This is a genomic window from Acinetobacter sp. ABJ_C4_1, assembly GCF_044538495.1.
In the GTDB taxonomy this organism is placed as follows: domain Bacteria; phylum Pseudomonadota; class Gammaproteobacteria; order Pseudomonadales; family Moraxellaceae; genus Acinetobacter; species Acinetobacter nosocomialis_A.
On sequence record NZ_JBIUCQ010000004.1, the window covers coordinates 158,012 to 176,129 of the forward strand.

Genomic DNA, 18,118 nt, shown 5'->3' on the forward strand with positions numbered 1-18,118 from the left:
AATTGACTCACACTTTTAAGCTAGTCCCTTATATGGAAATCTTATGTTTTATTTTGTAAATGTGATATAGCGCATTTGGATGAAAAATGATGAGGTTTTAGCTTACATAAAAGTTACACTTGTTTTTACGCTTAGCGAAATTACTATAAGAATAGTCACATTCTTGACTGAAATGAGAGCTTTTAAAATTAGAAAATAGCTTTTATTTTGCCCAAAAAGCTCTTGAGAAAATTTATAAATATCAAACAAAAGAAATTTCTTTAAACAAAGCCAGCTTATGAGCTGGCTGATTATTTTAAGAAAAAAGTTTTTTATTTAGTAAAGTCACCATGCAAATCTGCCCAAATCAGTGATGGAGCTACCGTGACCACATCAAACGCCAGGGCCAAAGGATAAAGCGCCATACGTGTTACACGTTTAAACGGATGCTTCTTTGTTATTTCATCTTTTTGCTGTAAGGCAATTGGATAAGGGGTAGGTAGTGTTTGTTGAGCTTTTAGGGTTCCAGTGGTTTGGTAAATTTGGCCTTTAAAACGAATAATAGCATAAGGATATAAAAGTTGTGTTTGTTGCTCCATAACCATGAAGTGATTTTTAAATCCGAAGTTTTTTAAATTTTCTTTTTCTTGTTCGCTCAACTTTGAATCAGGAATGTTGTATTGAAATTTGAGTTCACCATGAAAATGAGTCGGATCATCCATTTCAAGCATAAGAGGAGAGGAAATAATTAAAGTTCTTTGATTTACTGGAATATTTTTAATAATACTTAAAAACTCTGAGCTACCTTCGGTCATTAAATAACTATAGTCTTTACCTACAAATACAAGACCTTGCTCTTGCTGGTTTTTCACTGCTTGACCCACTGCAATAATTTGATCTGTTTTTAAAATGGTTGTTTTGACCTCAGTTGTCTCATTTGGAAGGGCTGTCGATAACATAGATGTTGCGCATCCGGTTAAGCCAAGACAAGTGGCTAATATGCAAGTGGTCAACGTTTTATACATAAACATTACTCTTAAAAAATTATTTTTGTGAAGATAAAAAATGGCTTAGCTTTAAGTGAAAAGAACGAAACCAATAAATCAATGTTTTGTAATTTTATTACATGCTAGGTGCCTGCTATAGTGGCTTTGTTCAACTTTTTAGTTTAATGGTGTGCTGTTGCCACGTTCTGCACTTTTCATGTCCGTCTTATTCTGTTTGCTTATATTCCAAAGTTTATGGAATGTGGCAGCGGCATTTTGCGCCCATGAGAATCAGGAAAAAGCATTACATCATTTTGGGCATCATGCAGCGTTGAGTTATGAAGCTTCACAGCATAGCCATACTGAAAAGACAGAAGTCGAAGGGACTACGCATAAAGCTCCTTTAAGCTTGTCCGATCATCATGACCATTTACCTTCATGTTTTCATGTTGTGATTGTAGAAGCACAAGAAAAAATTGTTTCACCTTTAATACAGTCATCTGAGCCAAAACAACAATATTATTGGTCCAATTCTTATAAGTCCCCTCATATCTCTAAACAAGACCCTCCTCCTGTTTTAACCCTGCTATAGGTGGGGTAGCCGAAAAATAACCCACCAGAAATATTATTTATTTCATAGGGTTAATTTATGTCTATTTTTTTATACGAAAAACGTTTCGTTAGTCTGAGCACATCTTGGGTACTTAAATCATTAGTTGTTGCTGTTGCGCTTTCAACTAGTGTCGTAACAAATGCAGCCAGTTCAAATCAGAACCTTGCTGAGAATACTCAACCGCAGCGTGTACAGAATGTTTTAACGTTTGAGCAAGTTCTCGATCAGGTTAAGCAATTTCAGACTCAAACAGGAATTTGGCAAACTCAACAAGACATTGCAGAGAGCAATATCAAACAGAGCCAGCTATGGGAAAATCCGACGGTTTCTGTACAGCAAACGGGTTTTAAATCTGGAAAAGATCAGGAACTAGAACTTGGGATCTCGCAAAAACTAGATATTTTTGGTGTGCGTTCCGCAGCAAAAAAACTGGCAAGTGTTCAGCAAAACCAAGTTGAGTTGAATCAGGTTTTATATGAGGCTCAGCTAAAGCTGGCAGTCAAATATTTATGGTCACAAGTATCGATTTTAGAGCTTGAACATGAAGTTGCTAAAGCACAGTTAAGAACGAGTAAAAACCTTTTAGATGCGACCCGTTTACGTTTTCAGGCGGGTAGTATTGCTCAGGTTGATTTAGATCGGACTTTAATGACGCATGTTGAAAACCAGCGTTTGTATCAGGAAGTTGAATTATCTCTGAGTAGTGCCAAAAGAAAATTGGCGAACTTATGGGGTGAGACGGAAGATAACTTCACGTTACGTCCAGATATAAAAAGTGCGTGGCCTTTAAAAAATGAAGGTGATATCGATCAATACTTAAAACAGAATTTGTTAGAACAGTCCATGCGGCTTCAAGCAATCCAACAAAATTCTGAAATTAATTATTTAAAGGCAAAAAATCGCCCTACGCCTACCGTAAATATGGGCGTGGTTCGTAGTAAAACTGCAGAAACGAGCAGTACCGAAAATCAGATACGAGTAGGTATTGCGGTTCCTTTAAATATTTTTAATCGCCAGCAATATGCGTTGAAAGCTGCCCGAAGCAAACTTGATTTAATTGACCAGCAGCAAAGCTTTTATAAAAAGCAAAGTCTGAATTCTATTCGTACCCTACAGTACGAGTTGGCTGGTTTGAAGCAGCAATATAATTTAATGAATGAGCAACAGATTCCTTTATCAGAGACGGTACAGGAGAAAATGTTGCTTGGCTTTAAAGTTGGTAAATTTGCAATTACTGACGTCCAGCAATCTACCCTTCAATTACAAGAACAACGTTTGAAAAAAGTTCAACTCCTTAAATCTGCTTGGCAAAAAGCAATTGAGGCAGAAAGTTTAGCTCTCGGAATCGATCCAAACATGGTGATGTCTGGAGATGCATTAAATCAAATTAATCAAAATTTATGGCAAGACACCTATAAGTTGCCGACAGTTGGAGGGGCAGAGTAATGTCAGTTAAAAAATTAAAAAACCAATGGCTTATTGCTCTTTTGTTACTGATTGTCTGTCTTACTTTAAGTGCTTGGTTATTTTTCTCTGGAAAAAAACAGTCCAATACCGAGAAAAGTGAAGAAGGGCATGCAGAAGGTGAAGCTGGCCATGGTGAGTCTGAAAAAGAGGAAGGAAGTTTAAACCTGACTTCTAAGCAACTGGTTGAATATGGCGTGAAGTTAGAGCAAGTAGGGCGTGGAGAAGTTGAGCAGAGCCTTTCTTATCCTGCCAAACTTGTCGTAAACACAGACCAGCAAGCACATGTCTCTTCAACTTTTTCTGCACGAGTAGACAGTGTAAATGTTGCACTGGGACAACAAGTTGAAAAGGGTCAGGCCCTGGCGACTTTATTTGTACCAGATTTAGTTGATCAACAAGCTAACTTAAGCATGGCGCAAGAAGCACTGACATTAGCGCAGCAAGATTATCAGCGTGAAAAACAATTGTGGGAACAAGGTGTTTCAGCACGTCAAGATTATCAGAAAGCTTATAATGCTTATCGTCAGGCGCAAATTCAGGTGCAGGCTGCAAATAGCCGTTTAAGTGCCTTGGGGGCGAATCGCTCAAGTAAAGGCCGATATGTTTTAACTGCGCCTTTAAGCGGTGTAATCAGTAATAAAGATATTGTGATTGGTGAGCAAATTGGTCCTGATAAACAGTTATTTGTTATTGATCGCCTAGATCAGTTATGGGTTGAGTTTGTGCTACCGAGTGCAAATACCAATATTCAGCCTAATCAGGAAATTGAATTTAAATCGTTGCAAACGAATAATATTTTCAAAGCACAGGTGCAAAGCTTAACTTCAGAAGCGGATACTCAAACTGGTCGTTTACAGGTCCGTGCCAAGGTGCTGACACCTTCAAAAGAATTACGTCCTAACTTAATGGTCAATGTGTTACTGAAACAAAATAATGCCACGACTGTATTACGGGTTAACAAGGCAGCGGTACAACAGATTGATGGAAAGAATGTAGTCTTTGTTGCAAAACAGGAGAAGGACAAAATTCATTTCGCTCCAGTTACTGTGGAGTTAGGCAATTATTCTTCAGATGCACAATGGGTCGAGGTTAAATCAGGAATTACTGAAAAGCAGCAATATGTGACTCAAGGTAGTTTCTTGCTCAAGTCCGAACTTGAAAAAGGGGAGGCTGAGCATGGACATTAATAAACCTGATTTGCCAGAGGCTGAAGGTTTGTTTGATCGGATCATTCAGTTTTCAATTAACAACGCCATTTGGGTCATGATGTTTGTCATTGCTTGGATCGGTGTTGGAATTTATAGCTACCAAAAACTTTCAATTGATGCCGTGCCAGATATCACCAACGTACAGGTACAAATCAATAGTCAGGCCAATGGTTTTACGGCACCTGAAGTTGAGCAAAGGATCACTTATCCGATTGAAAATGCCATGTCCGGCATTCCAAATCTGGAGCAGACTCGTTCAATTTCCAGATATGGTCTTTCTCAGGTCACCATTATCTTTAAAGATGGTACTGACATTTACTGGGCAAGGCAGCTGATTAACCAGCGGTTACAAGAAGCTAAGAGTGCTTTACCCGATAGTATTGATCCGCAAATGTCTCCAATTTCAACTGGACTCGGTGAGATTTATCAATGGGTGGTGAAAGCCGAGCCAAATGCCAAAAAAGCAGATGGTTCAGCCTATAGCGCGATGGACCTGCGTGAAATTCAAGACTGGATTATTCGGCCCCAGTTACAACGTGTACAAGGGGTAGCCGAGGTTAATAGCATTGGTGGATATAACAAAACCTATGTGGTCTCTCCAGATCTGACACGGTTACAACAGTTGCAAATTCCACTCACTGATTTACAGGATGCGCTTCAAAATAACAATGAAAACCGTGGTGCTGGATTTATTGAAGAGAATGGCCAGCAACTCACAGTTCGTGTTCCGGGTATGCTGACGTCGATACAAGACATTCAGAATGTTACGGTCGCCACGAAAAACGGTTTACCTATACGGGTTGCCGATGTGGCCTCAGTATCGATTGGTCATGACTTGCGTACTGGTGGGGCTACCTATAATGGACAGGAAACTGTTTTAGGTATCGCCATGATGATGATGGGTGAAAACAGTAAAACCATTGCCAAAGCGATTGATCAGAAAGTTCAGGAAATTCAAAGATCACTCCCTCAAGGTATTGTGATTGAAACAGTCTATGATCGTAGCAACCTCGTAGATAAAGCAATTAAAACAGTAGCCAAAAATTTGATTGAAGGGGCGATTTTAGTCATCGTTATTCTTTTCATTTTTTTAGGAAACTTTCGTGCTGCTTTAATCACTGCTTGTATTATCCCGTTGGCAATGCTTTTTACCTTAACAGGTATGGCAGAACAGAAAATCAGTGCCAACCTCATGAGTCTAGGAGCTTTGGACTTCGGGATCATTGTAGATGGGGCAGTTGTTATTGTTGAAAACTGTATTCGGCGTTTGGCTGAAGCACAGCATTTAAAAGGTCGCTTATTAACGCGTTCAGAACGCTTTACAGAGGTCTTTCTCGCAGCTAAACAGGCACGCCGACCATTAATATTTGGTCAGATCATTATTATGGTCGTGTACCTACCAATTTTTGCTTTAGCAGGCGTAGAAGCAAAAATGTTCCATCCTATGGCAATGACTGTTGTCTTAGCATTATTGGGAGCAATTATTTTATCTGTGACCTTTGTGCCGGCAGCAGTGGCTCTGTTTGTTACGGGTGAAGTGAAGGAAAAAGAAAGCCGTTGGATGATGACCTTGAAAAAAGGTTATGCAGGTTTACTCGATAAAGCATATGCCTTTCGATATGTTGTTGTTACAGCAGCAGTCAGCATCTTGATTTTGACAAGTGCGATTGCGACAAGAGTGGGTAGTGAGTTCGCACCTCAGTTAAGTGAAGGTGATTTTGCGTTGCAACTCATGCGTGCTCCAAGCACTGGCATAGAAGAGTCGCTTAAGATTCAGGAGAATGTGGAAAAGCAGTTATTGAAAGCTTTTCCCGAAATTAAAGCCATTTTTGCAAGAACAGGAACAGCCGAGGTTGCTACAGATGTTATGCCTCCTAATATTTCCGATGGTATTGTTTTATTAAAACCACACGATCAATGGCCAAACCCTAAAGAAACGATAGATGAATTGCGTACCAGAATGCTGCAATTCGTGAACCAGATTCCTGGTAATAACAGTGAATTTTCGCAACCGATTGAACTACGTTTTAATGAGCTCATTTCAGGTGTACGTAGTGATATTGGGGTGAAAATTTTTGGGGATGATATGCAGGTCCTCAATCAGGAAGCAGAGAAAATAGCCCAACAGCTACGTAGCATTCCGGGTGCTAGTGAAGTCAAAGTTGAACAGACTGACGGGTTGCCATTACTGAATGTAGATGTTGATCATGCATTAGCTGCCCAATACGGTTTATCAGTCAAGTCTATTCAGGATATTGTTGCTGCGAGTATTGGGGGACAGAGTGTAGGGCAAATTTTACAGGGCGATAGACGTTTCGATTTTGTGATTCGTTTACAGGAAAACATGCGTACACCTCAGCAGTTAGCCCAGTTACCGATTCGTTTACCAAATGGTGGTCTGATCCAGTTACAAGACGTTGCTAAGGTTGAGAATATTCTAGGCCTTGCTCAAGTAAGCCGTGAAAATGGTAAGCGCCGCGTCATTGTGACAGCAAATGTGCGTGATCGTGACCTTGGGTCTTTTGTACAAGAGATGCAAAGCAAACTGGCGCAGCAAAAGCTACCTAGCGGTTACTGGTTAGGTTATGGAGGACAATTTGAAAATCTTGCTTCTGCTACAGCAAGAATGCAGGTTGTCGTACCAATGGCACTCATCATGATCTTTGTGTTGCTGATGGCTGTATTTAGTAATTTTAAAGACAGCTTACTGGTGTTTAGCGGAGTTCCTTTCGCTTTGTCTGGCGGATTAGTGGCTTTATGGTTGAGGGATATTCCACTTTCCATGTCTGCTGGGGTTGGATTCATCGCTTTATCGGGTGTTGCAGTATTGAATGGTTTGGTCATGCTCACGTTCATTAAAGAACTGAGAGCAACTTTAGATGTTCATGCAGCAACTTGGAAAGGAGCGGTATTACGATTACGTCCAGTATTAATGACAGCATTTGTTGCTTCACTTGGTTTTATTCCAATGGCCTTGGCGACAGGAACCGGAGCAGAAGTACAACGACCTTTGGCAACAGTCGTTATTGGTGGCATTATTTCATCTACGATATTAACTCTGGTTCTATTGCCTGTGATTTATCGATGGATGAATGAAAGCAAAACGAAAAGCACTGAGCATTCATAATGTCATCGTTTTGAGATATCTTTTTTGATGATAGCGTCAATTCAAAAAAGTGTTTGAAAGAGGTAAAAGTAGAGATGTATCTATCATTACTTTTACCTCTCCATAAAGATAAATAATAAGGAGTCCGCAAAATGGGTGGACAACATGGTCATGATCATAGTCATGCTGTAGTGACTGAAGGTAATGCTAAGAAATTAATGATTGCTTTAGCACTCACCTCAACATTTTTAATTGTTGAGGTTGTTGCTGGTTTAATCACGCAAAGTTTGGCATTACTCTCCGACGCTGCACATATGTTTACTGATGCTGCTGCTTTGGCAATTGCTTTGGTTGCAATTCAGATCGCAAAGCGTCCAGCCGATAATAAACGTACTTTTGGTTATCAGCGCTTTGAAATTTTGGCTGCATTATTTAATGCACTCATGCTTTTCGTGGTGGCAATTTATATTTTATACGAAGCCTATATCCGCTTCTCTCAGCCACCTGAAATTCAAAGTGTGGGCATGCTCATTGTGGCAACCATTGGTTTGGTGATTAACCTCATCTCAATGAAAATCCTCATGTCGAGTGCCAATAACAGCTTAAATGTAAAAGGTGCTTATTTAGAGGTATTGAGTGATGCGCTAGGCTCGGTTGGCGTTATTATTGGTGCAGTTGTGATTTACTTCACCAACTGGTACTGGGTCGATACGATTATTGCGGTACTGATTGGTTTTTGGGTATTACCGAGAACATGGGTTTTGCTCAAACAAAGTATCAATATTTTGCTCGAAGGCGTACCCGAAGAAGTCGATATCGAAAAGTTACGTGCAGATTTATTGTCTTTAAATGGTGTTGAAAGTATTCACCAACTCAAGGTATGGGCGATTACGTCTAAAAACATCCATTTAACCGTGCACTTATTTGCGCCTGAAGCTGACCGTACTAAGCTCTATCAAGATGCTGTTGAAATGCTTTCTCATGAGCATGGTATTGGTGAAGTGACATTGCAAATTGAAGATGATGCTGAGATTAATTGCCAGCATATCGCTCAACATGCTTCACATGAGCATGATGAGACTGACAAAGAACATTCACATCAGCACTAAGCTGATGTGAATACTTTTTAAATTTCCCATTCGTGATTGCAGTCACGACATTTCCAGTGTTTTTGTGACTGCATAAATGCTTGCATAGACAATTTAAAGTCCGGCAAATCACGCCAGAACATAAAACTTGCCCCTAAAGTCACAACAAAAACAACGACCGTTGCAATTTGTAGAGAAGTGCCTGCACCATTGCCAAAAATCCACATAAAAATACTAATCACAACCAAGAGTAATAGTACAAAAATAGCAGGAACTAAAATCACTAAGCTCTTAGGCACAACAGGCTTGGCACTGTTAACACCTTGGCTTACAGGCATAATTTTAACACTTTGACATTGAGGGCAACGATATTGCATGACAGCTCCACATTAAATTTGAATCTATTCTAACGGAAATGCAGAGAAAGGAAAAAATTTGTAGGGCTTTAAAAAAGTGAGGTGATAATTAGATATAAAATACTTTTTTGAAACAAGCATATATAAAAAAATGATGATTTATGCGTACACATAAAAGTTAAAATAATACTGTAGAGCATGCTAATCTAGATAAAAACCAAGTGTGTTCAACACTGGAAATGAGCTGAAAAGCTGATTAATAGGATGCGAAAGAAATATAAAAAGGAGAGGGACTTGGGTCAAGAAGATGACAATAAGTCGGAGCCTATAACGACATCAACAGTTTCAGGGAACCCTGACCCTATAAAACTGTCATTCTCACGCCGTTTGCTGCATAAGACCTTGCAACATGCTCATGATGCCGTCGGGTTTGCTAATGATACGACACGTAATCTTGCCGAGGTTGCAGATGCGGCTTTAGATGCTTTAGACCATGTAACAACTCATACAAAGCGTGGAGTCGTTGGCATGACCAATCTGGCAGCAGGAACTGTTAGAGATATGGTGTCTGAAACCAGTGAAACTGCGCGTCAGGTTGCGTTAATTATGGCCCGTACTTTTCTAGGTAAGAGTACGCTGAATTTATATTTGCCTGAAATGTTGTTAAACAGCCAAATTCGTAAACGAATAGATCGTTCAGAAATTGATGATATTAAAGTTCAATGTGGTAATGATCGGTTTCAGGTTGAAATTGATGGACACTATCATCGTTTCCTGTATCGGCTTAGTTTAGATTTTCGGGTATTGGAATGCCGTATTGGGCAAGAAAAATTCTTACGCTTACGCCAAATGGATGAGAGTCTAGATGTGCAAATTCGTCATGGTGGAACATTGTCGAATTGGGCAGTCCGTCGAATTGGGCGAGTCGGTTTTGAAGTCATTAATATGTTGCCTATACCATCTCTGATTAATCATTTGATTCGTGATATTCCAGGCATTCAGCGTGATGGTCATCGTATGTGGTTTATTGATCTTGAACAGGCAGGATTTATTGACTTCATTAACAACCGTTCATGGATGGTAGAAAAACTTTTAAGCTTGACAGACTTTAGTATTTTACCGGGGCTCAATATTTTGAGAGAAAGCCGTGAGCTTGTGCAGCAACTGGTAGATCAATTTGAAATAAAAGGTCTGCGTGTTCAATCAGGTCGTCTTGAAGTTCAAGTTGGAATTGCGAATTAAATTATATTGATGAGAAGCTGATTGATGATCAGCTTTTTTATTGTCTATATAAGAAAAAAGCCACTGTCATTATGCAGTGGCTTTTTAGAATTTGGCGTCCCTACGGGGATTCGAACCCCGGTTACCGCCGTGAAAGGGCGATGTCCTAGGCCTCTAGACGATAGGGACTTATATGAGGCTAGTTACCTGCGCGCAGTAAACTGCTTGCCTAAATTCTCGGCAAAGATAATTAATCTTTGCTTTTCCTCGAATTTAGTGGCGTCCCTACGGGGATTCGAACCCCGGTTACCGCCGTGAAAGGGCGATGTCCTAGGCCTCTAGACGATAGGGACGTTTCAGAGGTGGGCGTATATTAGGTCGATTTAATAAAAGTGTCAAATAGTTTTCTGAAGAAATATTAAAAAAAACAGTCAAGCGCTTAAAAATAACTCAAATTGTAGAAAATATAGTCATTTATAGCTAATTTTTATTGAAAAGGCTCGATAATGGCTTTAATAACTTCGTGATGCTGTAAGTAACCCACAATTTCATGGGGTTGGTTAGCAAAAGTAAAAATTTCTTGATTAATGATGGGCGGGGTAAAATCAAAAGGTGCTTCACTTAACGGGAAAGCAGTTAAAAAATCATCTTTTGAGTAGAAATTATACCAATCACCATTGAGGCATTTTGGTCGTTCAATTGGAATGGGAAGTTTACTTTGGATCACCCGAAAAGAAAGTGGTGAAGCCAAGGTAACAAAGCGTTGTACTGAAAAATGATAAGCCGGATCTGATAACAAGTGAAATGCGATCACAGAACCTAATGAGTGCGCGACTACAATGCACTCTTCATCATCGTGCATTTGTTTTAAAATTCTTTGGTGAACTTCGTACATAAAGTCAGGATTGGATAAATACATGTAAGTTTCAATCAAGAATTGTTGAATTAAGCTCTCATGTAGTTTGGGGAAATTATTTAAAAGAACCACCATTTCTTTAAGAACACGATCTTTTACTAACTGTGAAGTCAAATATAAGCGTTCTGATAAACTTTCTGCTGGTTGGTCTGGAGAAAGGGGAAGATGGGGCACAAAAGGAGTATGTTCCTTAGGGGCATTGGGTTGTTGATGTAAATGGATAGGTAAGTGAAAGTTAAAAGATTTTGGAAGTAAGGTGTTTAGGTCTAATTGATTAGATAATTGATATTTCGTCATTAAATCGCCATAAAATGGCATATGTATATGTAGATCTCTTAAATTAACTCTACAATGTAATTGTTTTAAGCCCAGTTTAAATACTTTTAGCCAATGCTCCTTTAAACGATGTGCGGTGTAATTCTGCTGATTCATCCCATGGATAAATATAATTTTCATTGTAGGCAAAGAATTGTTTTTAATATAAATTTTAATCTACAACGGTAGATTCTATAAAGCCAGTATCTAGGCAAAAAAAAAGTGTAGCTTTTTGCTACACTTTTTAATTACAAGCACTTAAGCTTTGTCGCGATAAAAAATAAAGTAACTTACATAGCATAAAGCAGTAAAAATTAAGCAACCTACAAAACCAGCTCGCATTTGAGGGTCAGCTGCCATACTTAAACAGGTAATAAAGCAGAAAAGAAAACCTAAAATTGGAACGATAGGGAATAGTGGTGCGGCATATTTTAAATCTTTAACTGTATGACCAGCTCGGTACCAGTGCCTACGGAAATTGAACTGACTTAAACAAATACTCATCCAGACAATAACCATGGTAAAAGCTGCAACACCGAGTAAGTTTTTAAAGATGGTTTCAGGTGCAAACTGTTCCGATAACAAACCTGGGATTGCGCCAAACATGGTAACAACCAGAGCAACAATAGGTGTTCCACTTTTTGAAAGTGTGGCAAATACACTTGGAAGTAGTTTTTGTTCTGATAAAGACCACATCATTCGTGAAGCTGCATACAAACCTGAATTTGCTGCTGAGAGCAGTGCCGTAATAATTACAAAACGAATGATGTCATCAGCATATGGAATCCCGATGTAATTAAATACAGTAACGAAAGGACTGCTACTTACACTTTCACTGCTTAAGCCTGCAAGCTGGAAAGGAAGTAATGCGCTAATCACAATAATGGTGCCTACAAAGAAGATAAGAAGACGCCAGATTGCAGCATTAATCGCTTTAGGGACGTTCTGTGCAGGATCTTTCGTTTCACCAGCAGCCACACCAATCAGTTCTGTTCCAGAGAACGCAAAATTCACAATCAGCATGGTCGTAAAGATAGGAAGGAAACCGTGTGGGAACCAGCCTTGGGCGGTTAAATTACTAAACAGAGGGGCAGTTTGAGCGCCATGAAAAGGAATTAAACCAAAAATGGCTAATAACCCAAGCACAATAAAGGCAATAACGGTAACGACCTTAACCAGTGCTAGCCAGAACTCTGACTCGGCGAATACTCGAGTTGAACTAATATTTAGTCCAAAAATAGTCACTGCAAAAATAAGTGTCCAGATCCACATTGAAATTTGTGGAAACCATTCCTGCATAAGTAGAGCAGCAGCGGTAAACTCGGTTCCTAGCGTTGCTGTCCAAGTTAACCAATACATCCATGAAATCATGTAACCTGTACTTGGGCTAATGTACTTTTGCGCATATGCACCAAAAGAGCCAGAAACAGGCATGTGGACAGCCAGCTCGCCTAAGCAGAGCATAACCATGTAAGCAATCGCACCCCCAAGAATGTAGGCAATAATTGCGCCAATAGGTCCAGTTTGTGAAATGACTTCCCCTGAACCCAAAAATAAACCAGTACCGATTGCTCCCCCTAGCGATAACATCACAAGGTGGCGAGTACTCATGGCTCTTTTTAAAGGTGCAGTACTGTTCTGATGCTGAGCATCTAGTTGATTGTCAGATGGCTGCATATTACATACACATTGAGAGAATTTGAGAAAGACGCTATTTTAGATAAAATAGACAAATGTGCAATCAAGAAGGTGTCAAAGAATAGACAGGAAGGTGACGAAAGAGTCTTTAAAATGAATTTTTCAAAAAGAAAATGGCGTCCCTACGGGGATTCGAACCCCGGTTACCGCCGTGAAAGGGCGATGTCCTAGGCCTCTAGACGATAGGGACTTGATGAGGCAAACACAAAGGATCTTGGTGGAGCCAAGCGGGATCGAACCGCTGACCTCTACAATGCCATTGTAGCGCTCTACCAACTGAGCTATGGCCCCAGTTTGTGTGAGCGCAATATTAGGTTGAATGCGCCCACACGTCAATAAAAAAATGAATTAAGCTTCGCTAGTTGCTTCATTTTTCGGCAATTTTAAGCTTTCATTGAGCTTTTCCCAGATTTTTACTTCTTTTTTGCTCGGTGCACCCACAATTTCTAATGCATGTCGTAAACGAGCAAAGGTTAAATCAGGGCCAAGCGTAACCATTGATTGCATCACTGGTGTTGAGCTGGTTGAACCGGCAATTGCAATAAAGAACGCTGGCATAAAGTCACGTAATTTAATACCCATCTGATTTGCCAAGTCCATTAAGGTTTGGCTAACCGTGTCATTATTCCAAGTAAACTGACCTTCAAGACGCCAAATTGCAAATTGTAAGCTTTGACGAACTTGTTCTTGAGTCAATTTTTTACTTTCAAACATTTCGGCTGTAATTTGTGGCATATGGTTAAAGTAAAAACCAGCCCAATTCACAGCTTCAGAAAGTAAATTAATACGTGGTTGAATAGCGGCAGCAATGTCTTCTAAAGTGCTGCGATCACTTTTCCATGTTAATAAACGATCTAATAGTTGGCCTGGTGTTAAGCCTTTAATCCATTGACCATTTAACCAATTGAGTTTTTCGACATCAAAAATCGGACCACCCAAAGATACACGTTGAATATCAAAGTGATCCATCATGTCTTGAAGAGTAAATACTTCACGCTCATCTGGCATTGACCAGCCCATACGGCCTAAATAGTTGAGTAAGGCTTCTGGTAGAACACCGATATCGCGGTAGTAGTTAATTGATGTTGGGTTTTTACGTTTAGATAACTTTGATTTATCTGGGTTACGTAATAATGGCATGTGGCAAAGGGTTGGCATTTCCCAACCAAAGTATTGGTAAAGCAACTGATGCTTCGGTGCAGATGGAAGCCATTCTTCACCACGTAATACATGCGTGATTTCCATTAAGTGGTCATCAACAACATTGGCTAAATGGTAAGTTGGTAAACCATCTGTTTTAAGAAGGACTTGCATGTCGACTTGTGCCCAAGGAATTTCTACTTCCCCACGGAGTAAGTCGTTAAATTTACACACGCCTTCTTCTGGTACTTTCATACGAATGACATGAGGTTCACCCGCTTCGAGACGGCGAGTGACTTCTTCTTGAGAAAGCTTTAAGCCACGGCCATCATATTTTGGTGTTTCACCACGTGCTTGCTGTTCAGCACGCATTTGGTCCAGTTCTTCTGCTGTCGCGAAACAGTAAAAAGCATGACCTTTTTCAACAAGTTCTAACGCGTATTGCTTATAAATTCCCATGCGCTCTGATTGGCGATAAGGTGCGTGAGGCCCACCCACATCTGGACCTTCAGACCAGTTTAAACCTAACCAACGTAAAGAATCTAAAATCATTTTTTCAGATTCTGGTGTAGAGCGAAGTTGGTCTGTATCTTCAATTCTTAAAATAAATTCCCCGCCATGTTGTTTCGCAAAACACATGTTGAATAAGGCAATGTAGGCAGTACCAACATGAGGGAAACCAGTAGGAGAAGGTGCAATACGAGTACGAACTTTCATAGATAATGGGTCAAAATAAAAATTGAAACTATTATAACGAAAAAGCCCAGTATTCTGACGTTTTTATTTAACGGCAGACTGGGCTTAATTTGAAACGATGAGGGGCCGTTTCAAATATTAAGAAGTATGTGGCTGGAAGATTGCCTGAACAAAACGTGAAAAACGTTCATGCTGTGCAGCAAGAAAATTTTGAGTAGGTGTCACACGAATAGTGTTAAGTACTTTTAGCTCATCATCTGTAGATGGTAAGGCTATAGTATTGCGTTTTTGTTGGTCTAGCGCTTTTTCAATAAGCGAAGACTGACGGTCCGAAACGCCTTTGCTCGGTGTATCTTTGAGTGCTGCGGCAACAGATAATTGTGATGCAAAACTGAGCACCAAACCCAAACTCAAAGCTTTTCCATACTTAGTTTTCATTTTTACTCATCCCCTCAGTACGTACATTTCGTCTATTTTTTGAGTTTAACCAAATGTAAAATTACGGTAACGCTACGATTCAAACATAAATTTTAATAAAAAAGTAGAACTATGTCACACTTTTTACAAAAAATACCTTTATTTTACGTTGGTATCTTTTAAATGTAGCCTATCTGTATCCATTACGTCTCATTATTTAACAAATTAATGTGTAGATAAAGTGAAGACTATAAATAAACTATAAGAATAATTACAAAACTTTTCTAAAATATGAATAAAAACTAAGCAAAAAGTATATCATTTAAAGTGATTAGCAAACCTTGAATTGTTATAAGTATTTGATGGAAAAATGAAAACATAAAAATATAGTATAGTTTAAAAATGAAATTGGTTTTTATAAATGAAAAGAATAGCAATAATTGCGGTTGCTACATATATGGGGTTAGCCGTAAGTGCAGTACAGGCTGCGACTACATTTTTAAATGTTTCTTATGATCCAACTCGCGAATTTTACCAAGAATATAATCAGGCTTTTGGAAAATTCTGGAAGCAACGTACAGGTCAGGACGTTGATTTTAAACAATCCCATGGTGGTTCTGGGAAACAGGCTCGAGCTGTAGCGACAGGCCTTCAAGCAGATGTGGTGACTTTGGCTTTAGCAAATGATATTGATGAAATTGTTAAAGCCGGATATATCCAGCCGAACTGGCAAAAAGAGTTTCCTAATAACTCGGCACCTTATACATCTACAGTTGTTTTTCTGGTTAGGAAAGGTAATCCAAAAAATATTCGTGATTGGAATGACTTAACTAAACCTGGCGTTGAAATTATTACGCCTAATCCGAAAACGGGTGGAGCACCGCGCTGGATTTATCTTTCTGCATGGGGATATGCTTTAAAACAGCCGGGTGGAAATGATACCAAAGCAAAAGAGCTGGTTAAAAAACTTTATCACAATGTCAAAGTGTTAGATTCTGGGGCACGTGGTTCGCTGACTACATTTGCTGAGCGTGGAATTGGAGATGTTCTACTTTCATGGGAGAACGAAGCATTATTGGCAACCAAAGGCCTTGATAAAGATAAATATGAAATTGTTTATCCATCCATTTCAATTTTGGCAGAGCCTTCTGTTGCTATTGTAGATAAAACAGTCGACAAGGACGGTAACCGTACTTTGGCAAAAGGCTATCTCAACTTCTTATATTCACCTTTAGGGCAAGAGTTGGCCGCTAAACATTATTTCCGTCCACGTAATCCTCAGGTCGCTGCAAAATATGCAGCACAATTTCCAAAAATTAAATTATTTACGATTAACGATGTTTTTGGTGGGTGGGCAAAAGCTCAGCAAACTCACTTTGTCAATGGAGCCATCTTCGATCAGATTTATGAAGGAAAATAGTAGAAATAAATATAGCTAGAGTATCCGTTAAAAAATTACTTAAACTTTTAATATTGAAGCAAGTGAACCTGAAAAGGTGAGCTTGCTTTTTTATTTTGCTTAAAAAATGCAAAGAAAACGGTTTTCTCTATGAAAAATTAATATTTTCCTACAAAAAGCCGTTTGGTGTTCATCATAAACAAGGTGATAATGTGCAGTTACATTTTTACGCTATGATTTAACTCCTATGTCGCATATTTCTGTCTTACTTTTTGAGACCGTTGAAAGCTTATTGGCAGATCGCACAACTGGGGTGTATATCGATGCAACCTTTGGACGGGGCGGGCATACGCGCTTATTATTGTCTAAACTCGATGAAAATGCCCGAGTATATGCCTTTGATAAAGACCCTCAAGCTCTGGAAGTTGCGGCTGCTTTAGCACAAGAAGACCCAAGATTTACTATTATTCATGCAAGTTTTGCTGAAATTAAAGAAAAAATGCAGGAAATTGGGGTGCAAAGTGTCGATGGAATTATGGCAGACTTAGGTGTGTCTTCTCCTCAATTAGATCAAGCTGAACGCGGCTTTAGTTTTATGCAGGATGGTCCTTTGGACATGCGTATGGATAACTCTAAAGGATTGACGGCTGCCGAGTGGTTGCTTGAAATTGAAGAGGAGCAGTTGGCGAATATCATTTATCAATATGGTGAAGAACGATATAGTCGACGTATTGCTAAAGCAATTAAACAGGCTGGAAAATTAGATACGACAGCACAATTGGCTGAACTTGTAAAAACAGCCCACCCAAAATGGGAAAAACATAAGCATCCGGCTACGCGTACTTTTCAGGCAATTCGTATTGCTATTAACAAAGAACTAGATGATATTGAAGTGTTTTTGCCGCAAGCTGTAGACTTGCTTAAACCAGAAGGACGTTTGTCTGTGATCAGCTTCCATTCGCTTGAAGACCGGTTGATTAAACAGTTTATTCAAAAAGAATCAACGCTTGCAGAGGACTCTGGTTGGGGCATGCCTCAACAACAGATTGATACGAGAAGATTAAAGAAAATTTCACGGGTTCGTGCGAGTGAAGAAGAAGTAAAAGCGAACCCACGTTCACGTAGTGCATGGCTTCGGGTTGCTGAACGCTTGGAACAAAAAGGCGCGTAATGAAAAGCAGTGATGAAATCGAAACCACAGAAAATAAAGTGGTCAAAAAAGTTGTGGTATATACAGTCATGGTGGCATTGGTTTTCATCAGTGCCATGATGGTGGTATTACAGGTATTTGAATACCGTCATGATTATAGAGAGTTAAGCTCTTATATGCGTGAACGTGACGACCTCAATGCTGAATGGGGACGTTTATTGATTGAGCAACAAACATTTGGTGCGACTGCTCAAATTGGTACGCGTGCTGTGACACAATTACGAATGTTTTCGCCACCGGCTGCAGAAACGGTGGTAATTTCTTTACCGATGACCTCAGAGCAAAATAAGTAAGGCCTTGCTG

General features: G+C 39.5%; 15 protein-coding genes and 4 tRNA genes. 9 read left to right on the forward strand and 10 right to left on the reverse strand.

Going from position 1 to position 18,118, the window contains the following annotated elements; translation table 11 throughout:
• Positions 1-311: 311 nt before the first annotated feature.
• Positions 312-1,004: a hypothetical protein gene (locus ACIF8R_RS07660; RefSeq protein WP_396480055.1), complete on the reverse strand. Its 693-nt coding sequence runs from the start codon at positions 1,002-1,004 to the stop codon at positions 312-314.
• 157 nt (positions 1,005-1,161) lie between these two features.
• On the opposite strand from ACIF8R_RS07660, the gene ACIF8R_RS07665 reads away from it, so the two are divergent.
• The 5 genes from ACIF8R_RS07665 to ACIF8R_RS07685 all read left to right on the forward strand — a co-directional run bounded on the left by ACIF8R_RS07665 (position 1,162) and on the right by ACIF8R_RS07685 (position 8,468).
• Positions 1,162-1,557, forward strand: coding sequence for a cation efflux protein, CzcI-like (locus ACIF8R_RS07665; protein WP_396462586.1), 396 nt, complete (start codon positions 1,162-1,164; stop codon positions 1,555-1,557).
• Between the two features lie 57 nt (positions 1,558-1,614).
• Complete coding sequence (locus tag ACIF8R_RS07670) at positions 1,615-3,024, forward strand: TolC family protein (protein ID WP_396480057.1); 1,410 nt, start codon at positions 1,615-1,617, stop codon at positions 3,022-3,024.
• On the forward strand, positions 3,024-4,232 hold the full coding sequence (locus ACIF8R_RS07675) for an efflux RND transporter periplasmic adaptor subunit (protein WP_396480059.1): 1,209 nt from the start codon (positions 3,024-3,026) through the stop codon (positions 4,230-4,232). Before ACIF8R_RS07670 ends, ACIF8R_RS07675 begins: the two co-directional genes overlap by 1 nt.
• Entirely contained in the window at positions 4,222-7,380 is a 3,159-nt protein-coding gene (locus ACIF8R_RS07680) for an efflux RND transporter permease subunit (RefSeq protein ID WP_396480061.1), read from the forward strand. The genes ACIF8R_RS07675 and ACIF8R_RS07680 overlap by 11 nt, the downstream gene beginning before the upstream one ends.
• A gap of 131 nt (positions 7,381-7,511) precedes the next feature.
• Positions 7,512-8,468: a cation diffusion facilitator family transporter gene (locus ACIF8R_RS07685; RefSeq protein ID WP_272340931.1), complete on the forward strand. Its 957-nt coding sequence runs from the start codon at positions 7,512-7,514 to the stop codon at positions 8,466-8,468.
• Positions 8,469-8,485: 17 nt separating this feature from the next.
• Here ACIF8R_RS07685 and ACIF8R_RS07690 read toward each other — a convergent pair whose 3' ends face one another.
• The gene (locus tag ACIF8R_RS07690; protein WP_396480063.1) at positions 8,486-8,824 is read right to left on the reverse strand and encodes a hypothetical protein; all 339 of its coding nucleotides are present in this window, start codon (positions 8,822-8,824) and stop codon (positions 8,486-8,488) included.
• Between the two features lie 273 nt (positions 8,825-9,097).
• Between ACIF8R_RS07690 and ACIF8R_RS07695 the strand changes: the two genes are divergently transcribed.
• Positions 9,098-10,045, forward strand: coding sequence for a hypothetical protein (locus ACIF8R_RS07695; RefSeq protein ID WP_396480065.1), 948 nt, complete (start codon positions 9,098-9,100; stop codon positions 10,043-10,045).
• Between the two features lie 92 nt (positions 10,046-10,137).
• Here the strand turns inward: ACIF8R_RS07695 and ACIF8R_RS07700 are convergent.
• From ACIF8R_RS07700 to ACIF8R_RS07735, 8 genes are all read right to left on the reverse strand, one after another.
• Positions 10,138-10,213 (reverse strand) — tRNA-Glu (locus tag ACIF8R_RS07700).
• Positions 10,214-10,301: 88 nt separating this feature from the next.
• Positions 10,302-10,377, reverse strand: a tRNA-Glu gene (locus ACIF8R_RS07705).
• Between the two features lie 134 nt (positions 10,378-10,511).
• Positions 10,512-11,396 (reverse strand): hypothetical protein, encoded by an 885-nt coding sequence (locus tag ACIF8R_RS07710; protein ID WP_396480067.1) that lies wholly within the window; start codon positions 11,394-11,396, stop codon positions 10,512-10,514.
• A 117-nt stretch (positions 11,397-11,513) separates the two neighbouring features.
• Complete coding sequence (locus ACIF8R_RS07715; protein WP_311069812.1) at positions 11,514-12,932, reverse strand: amino acid permease; 1,419 nt, start codon at positions 12,930-12,932, stop codon at positions 11,514-11,516.
• A gap of 135 nt (positions 12,933-13,067) precedes the next feature.
• A tRNA-Glu gene (locus ACIF8R_RS07720) sits at positions 13,068-13,143 on the reverse strand.
• Positions 13,144-13,168: 25 nt separating this feature from the next.
• A tRNA-Ala gene (locus ACIF8R_RS07725) sits at positions 13,169-13,244 on the reverse strand.
• A gap of 57 nt (positions 13,245-13,301) precedes the next feature.
• On the reverse strand, positions 13,302-14,810 hold the full coding sequence (gene gltX / locus ACIF8R_RS07730; RefSeq protein ID WP_311086535.1) for a glutamate--tRNA ligase: 1,509 nt from the start codon (positions 14,808-14,810) through the stop codon (positions 13,302-13,304).
• A gap of 117 nt (positions 14,811-14,927) precedes the next feature.
• Positions 14,928-15,227 (reverse strand): DUF4179 domain-containing protein, encoded by a 300-nt coding sequence (locus ACIF8R_RS07735; RefSeq protein WP_311086534.1) that lies wholly within the window; start codon positions 15,225-15,227, stop codon positions 14,928-14,930.
• 400 nt (positions 15,228-15,627) lie between these two features.
• On the opposite strand from ACIF8R_RS07735, the gene ACIF8R_RS07740 reads away from it, so the two are divergent.
• From ACIF8R_RS07740 to ACIF8R_RS07750, 3 genes are all read left to right on the forward strand, one after another.
• Positions 15,628-16,626, forward strand: coding sequence for a sulfate ABC transporter substrate-binding protein (locus ACIF8R_RS07740; protein WP_396480070.1), 999 nt, complete (start codon positions 15,628-15,630; stop codon positions 16,624-16,626).
• 226 nt (positions 16,627-16,852) lie between these two features.
• Entirely contained in the window at positions 16,853-17,776 is a 924-nt protein-coding gene (gene rsmH, locus ACIF8R_RS07745) for a 16S rRNA (cytosine(1402)-N(4))-methyltransferase RsmH (protein WP_396480072.1), read from the forward strand.
• Positions 17,776-18,108 (forward strand): cell division protein FtsL, encoded by a 333-nt coding sequence (locus ACIF8R_RS07750; protein ID WP_396462580.1) that lies wholly within the window; start codon positions 17,776-17,778, stop codon positions 18,106-18,108. Before rsmH ends, ACIF8R_RS07750 begins: the two co-directional genes overlap by 1 nt.
• The last annotated feature ends 10 nt before the right edge of the window (positions 18,109-18,118 follow it).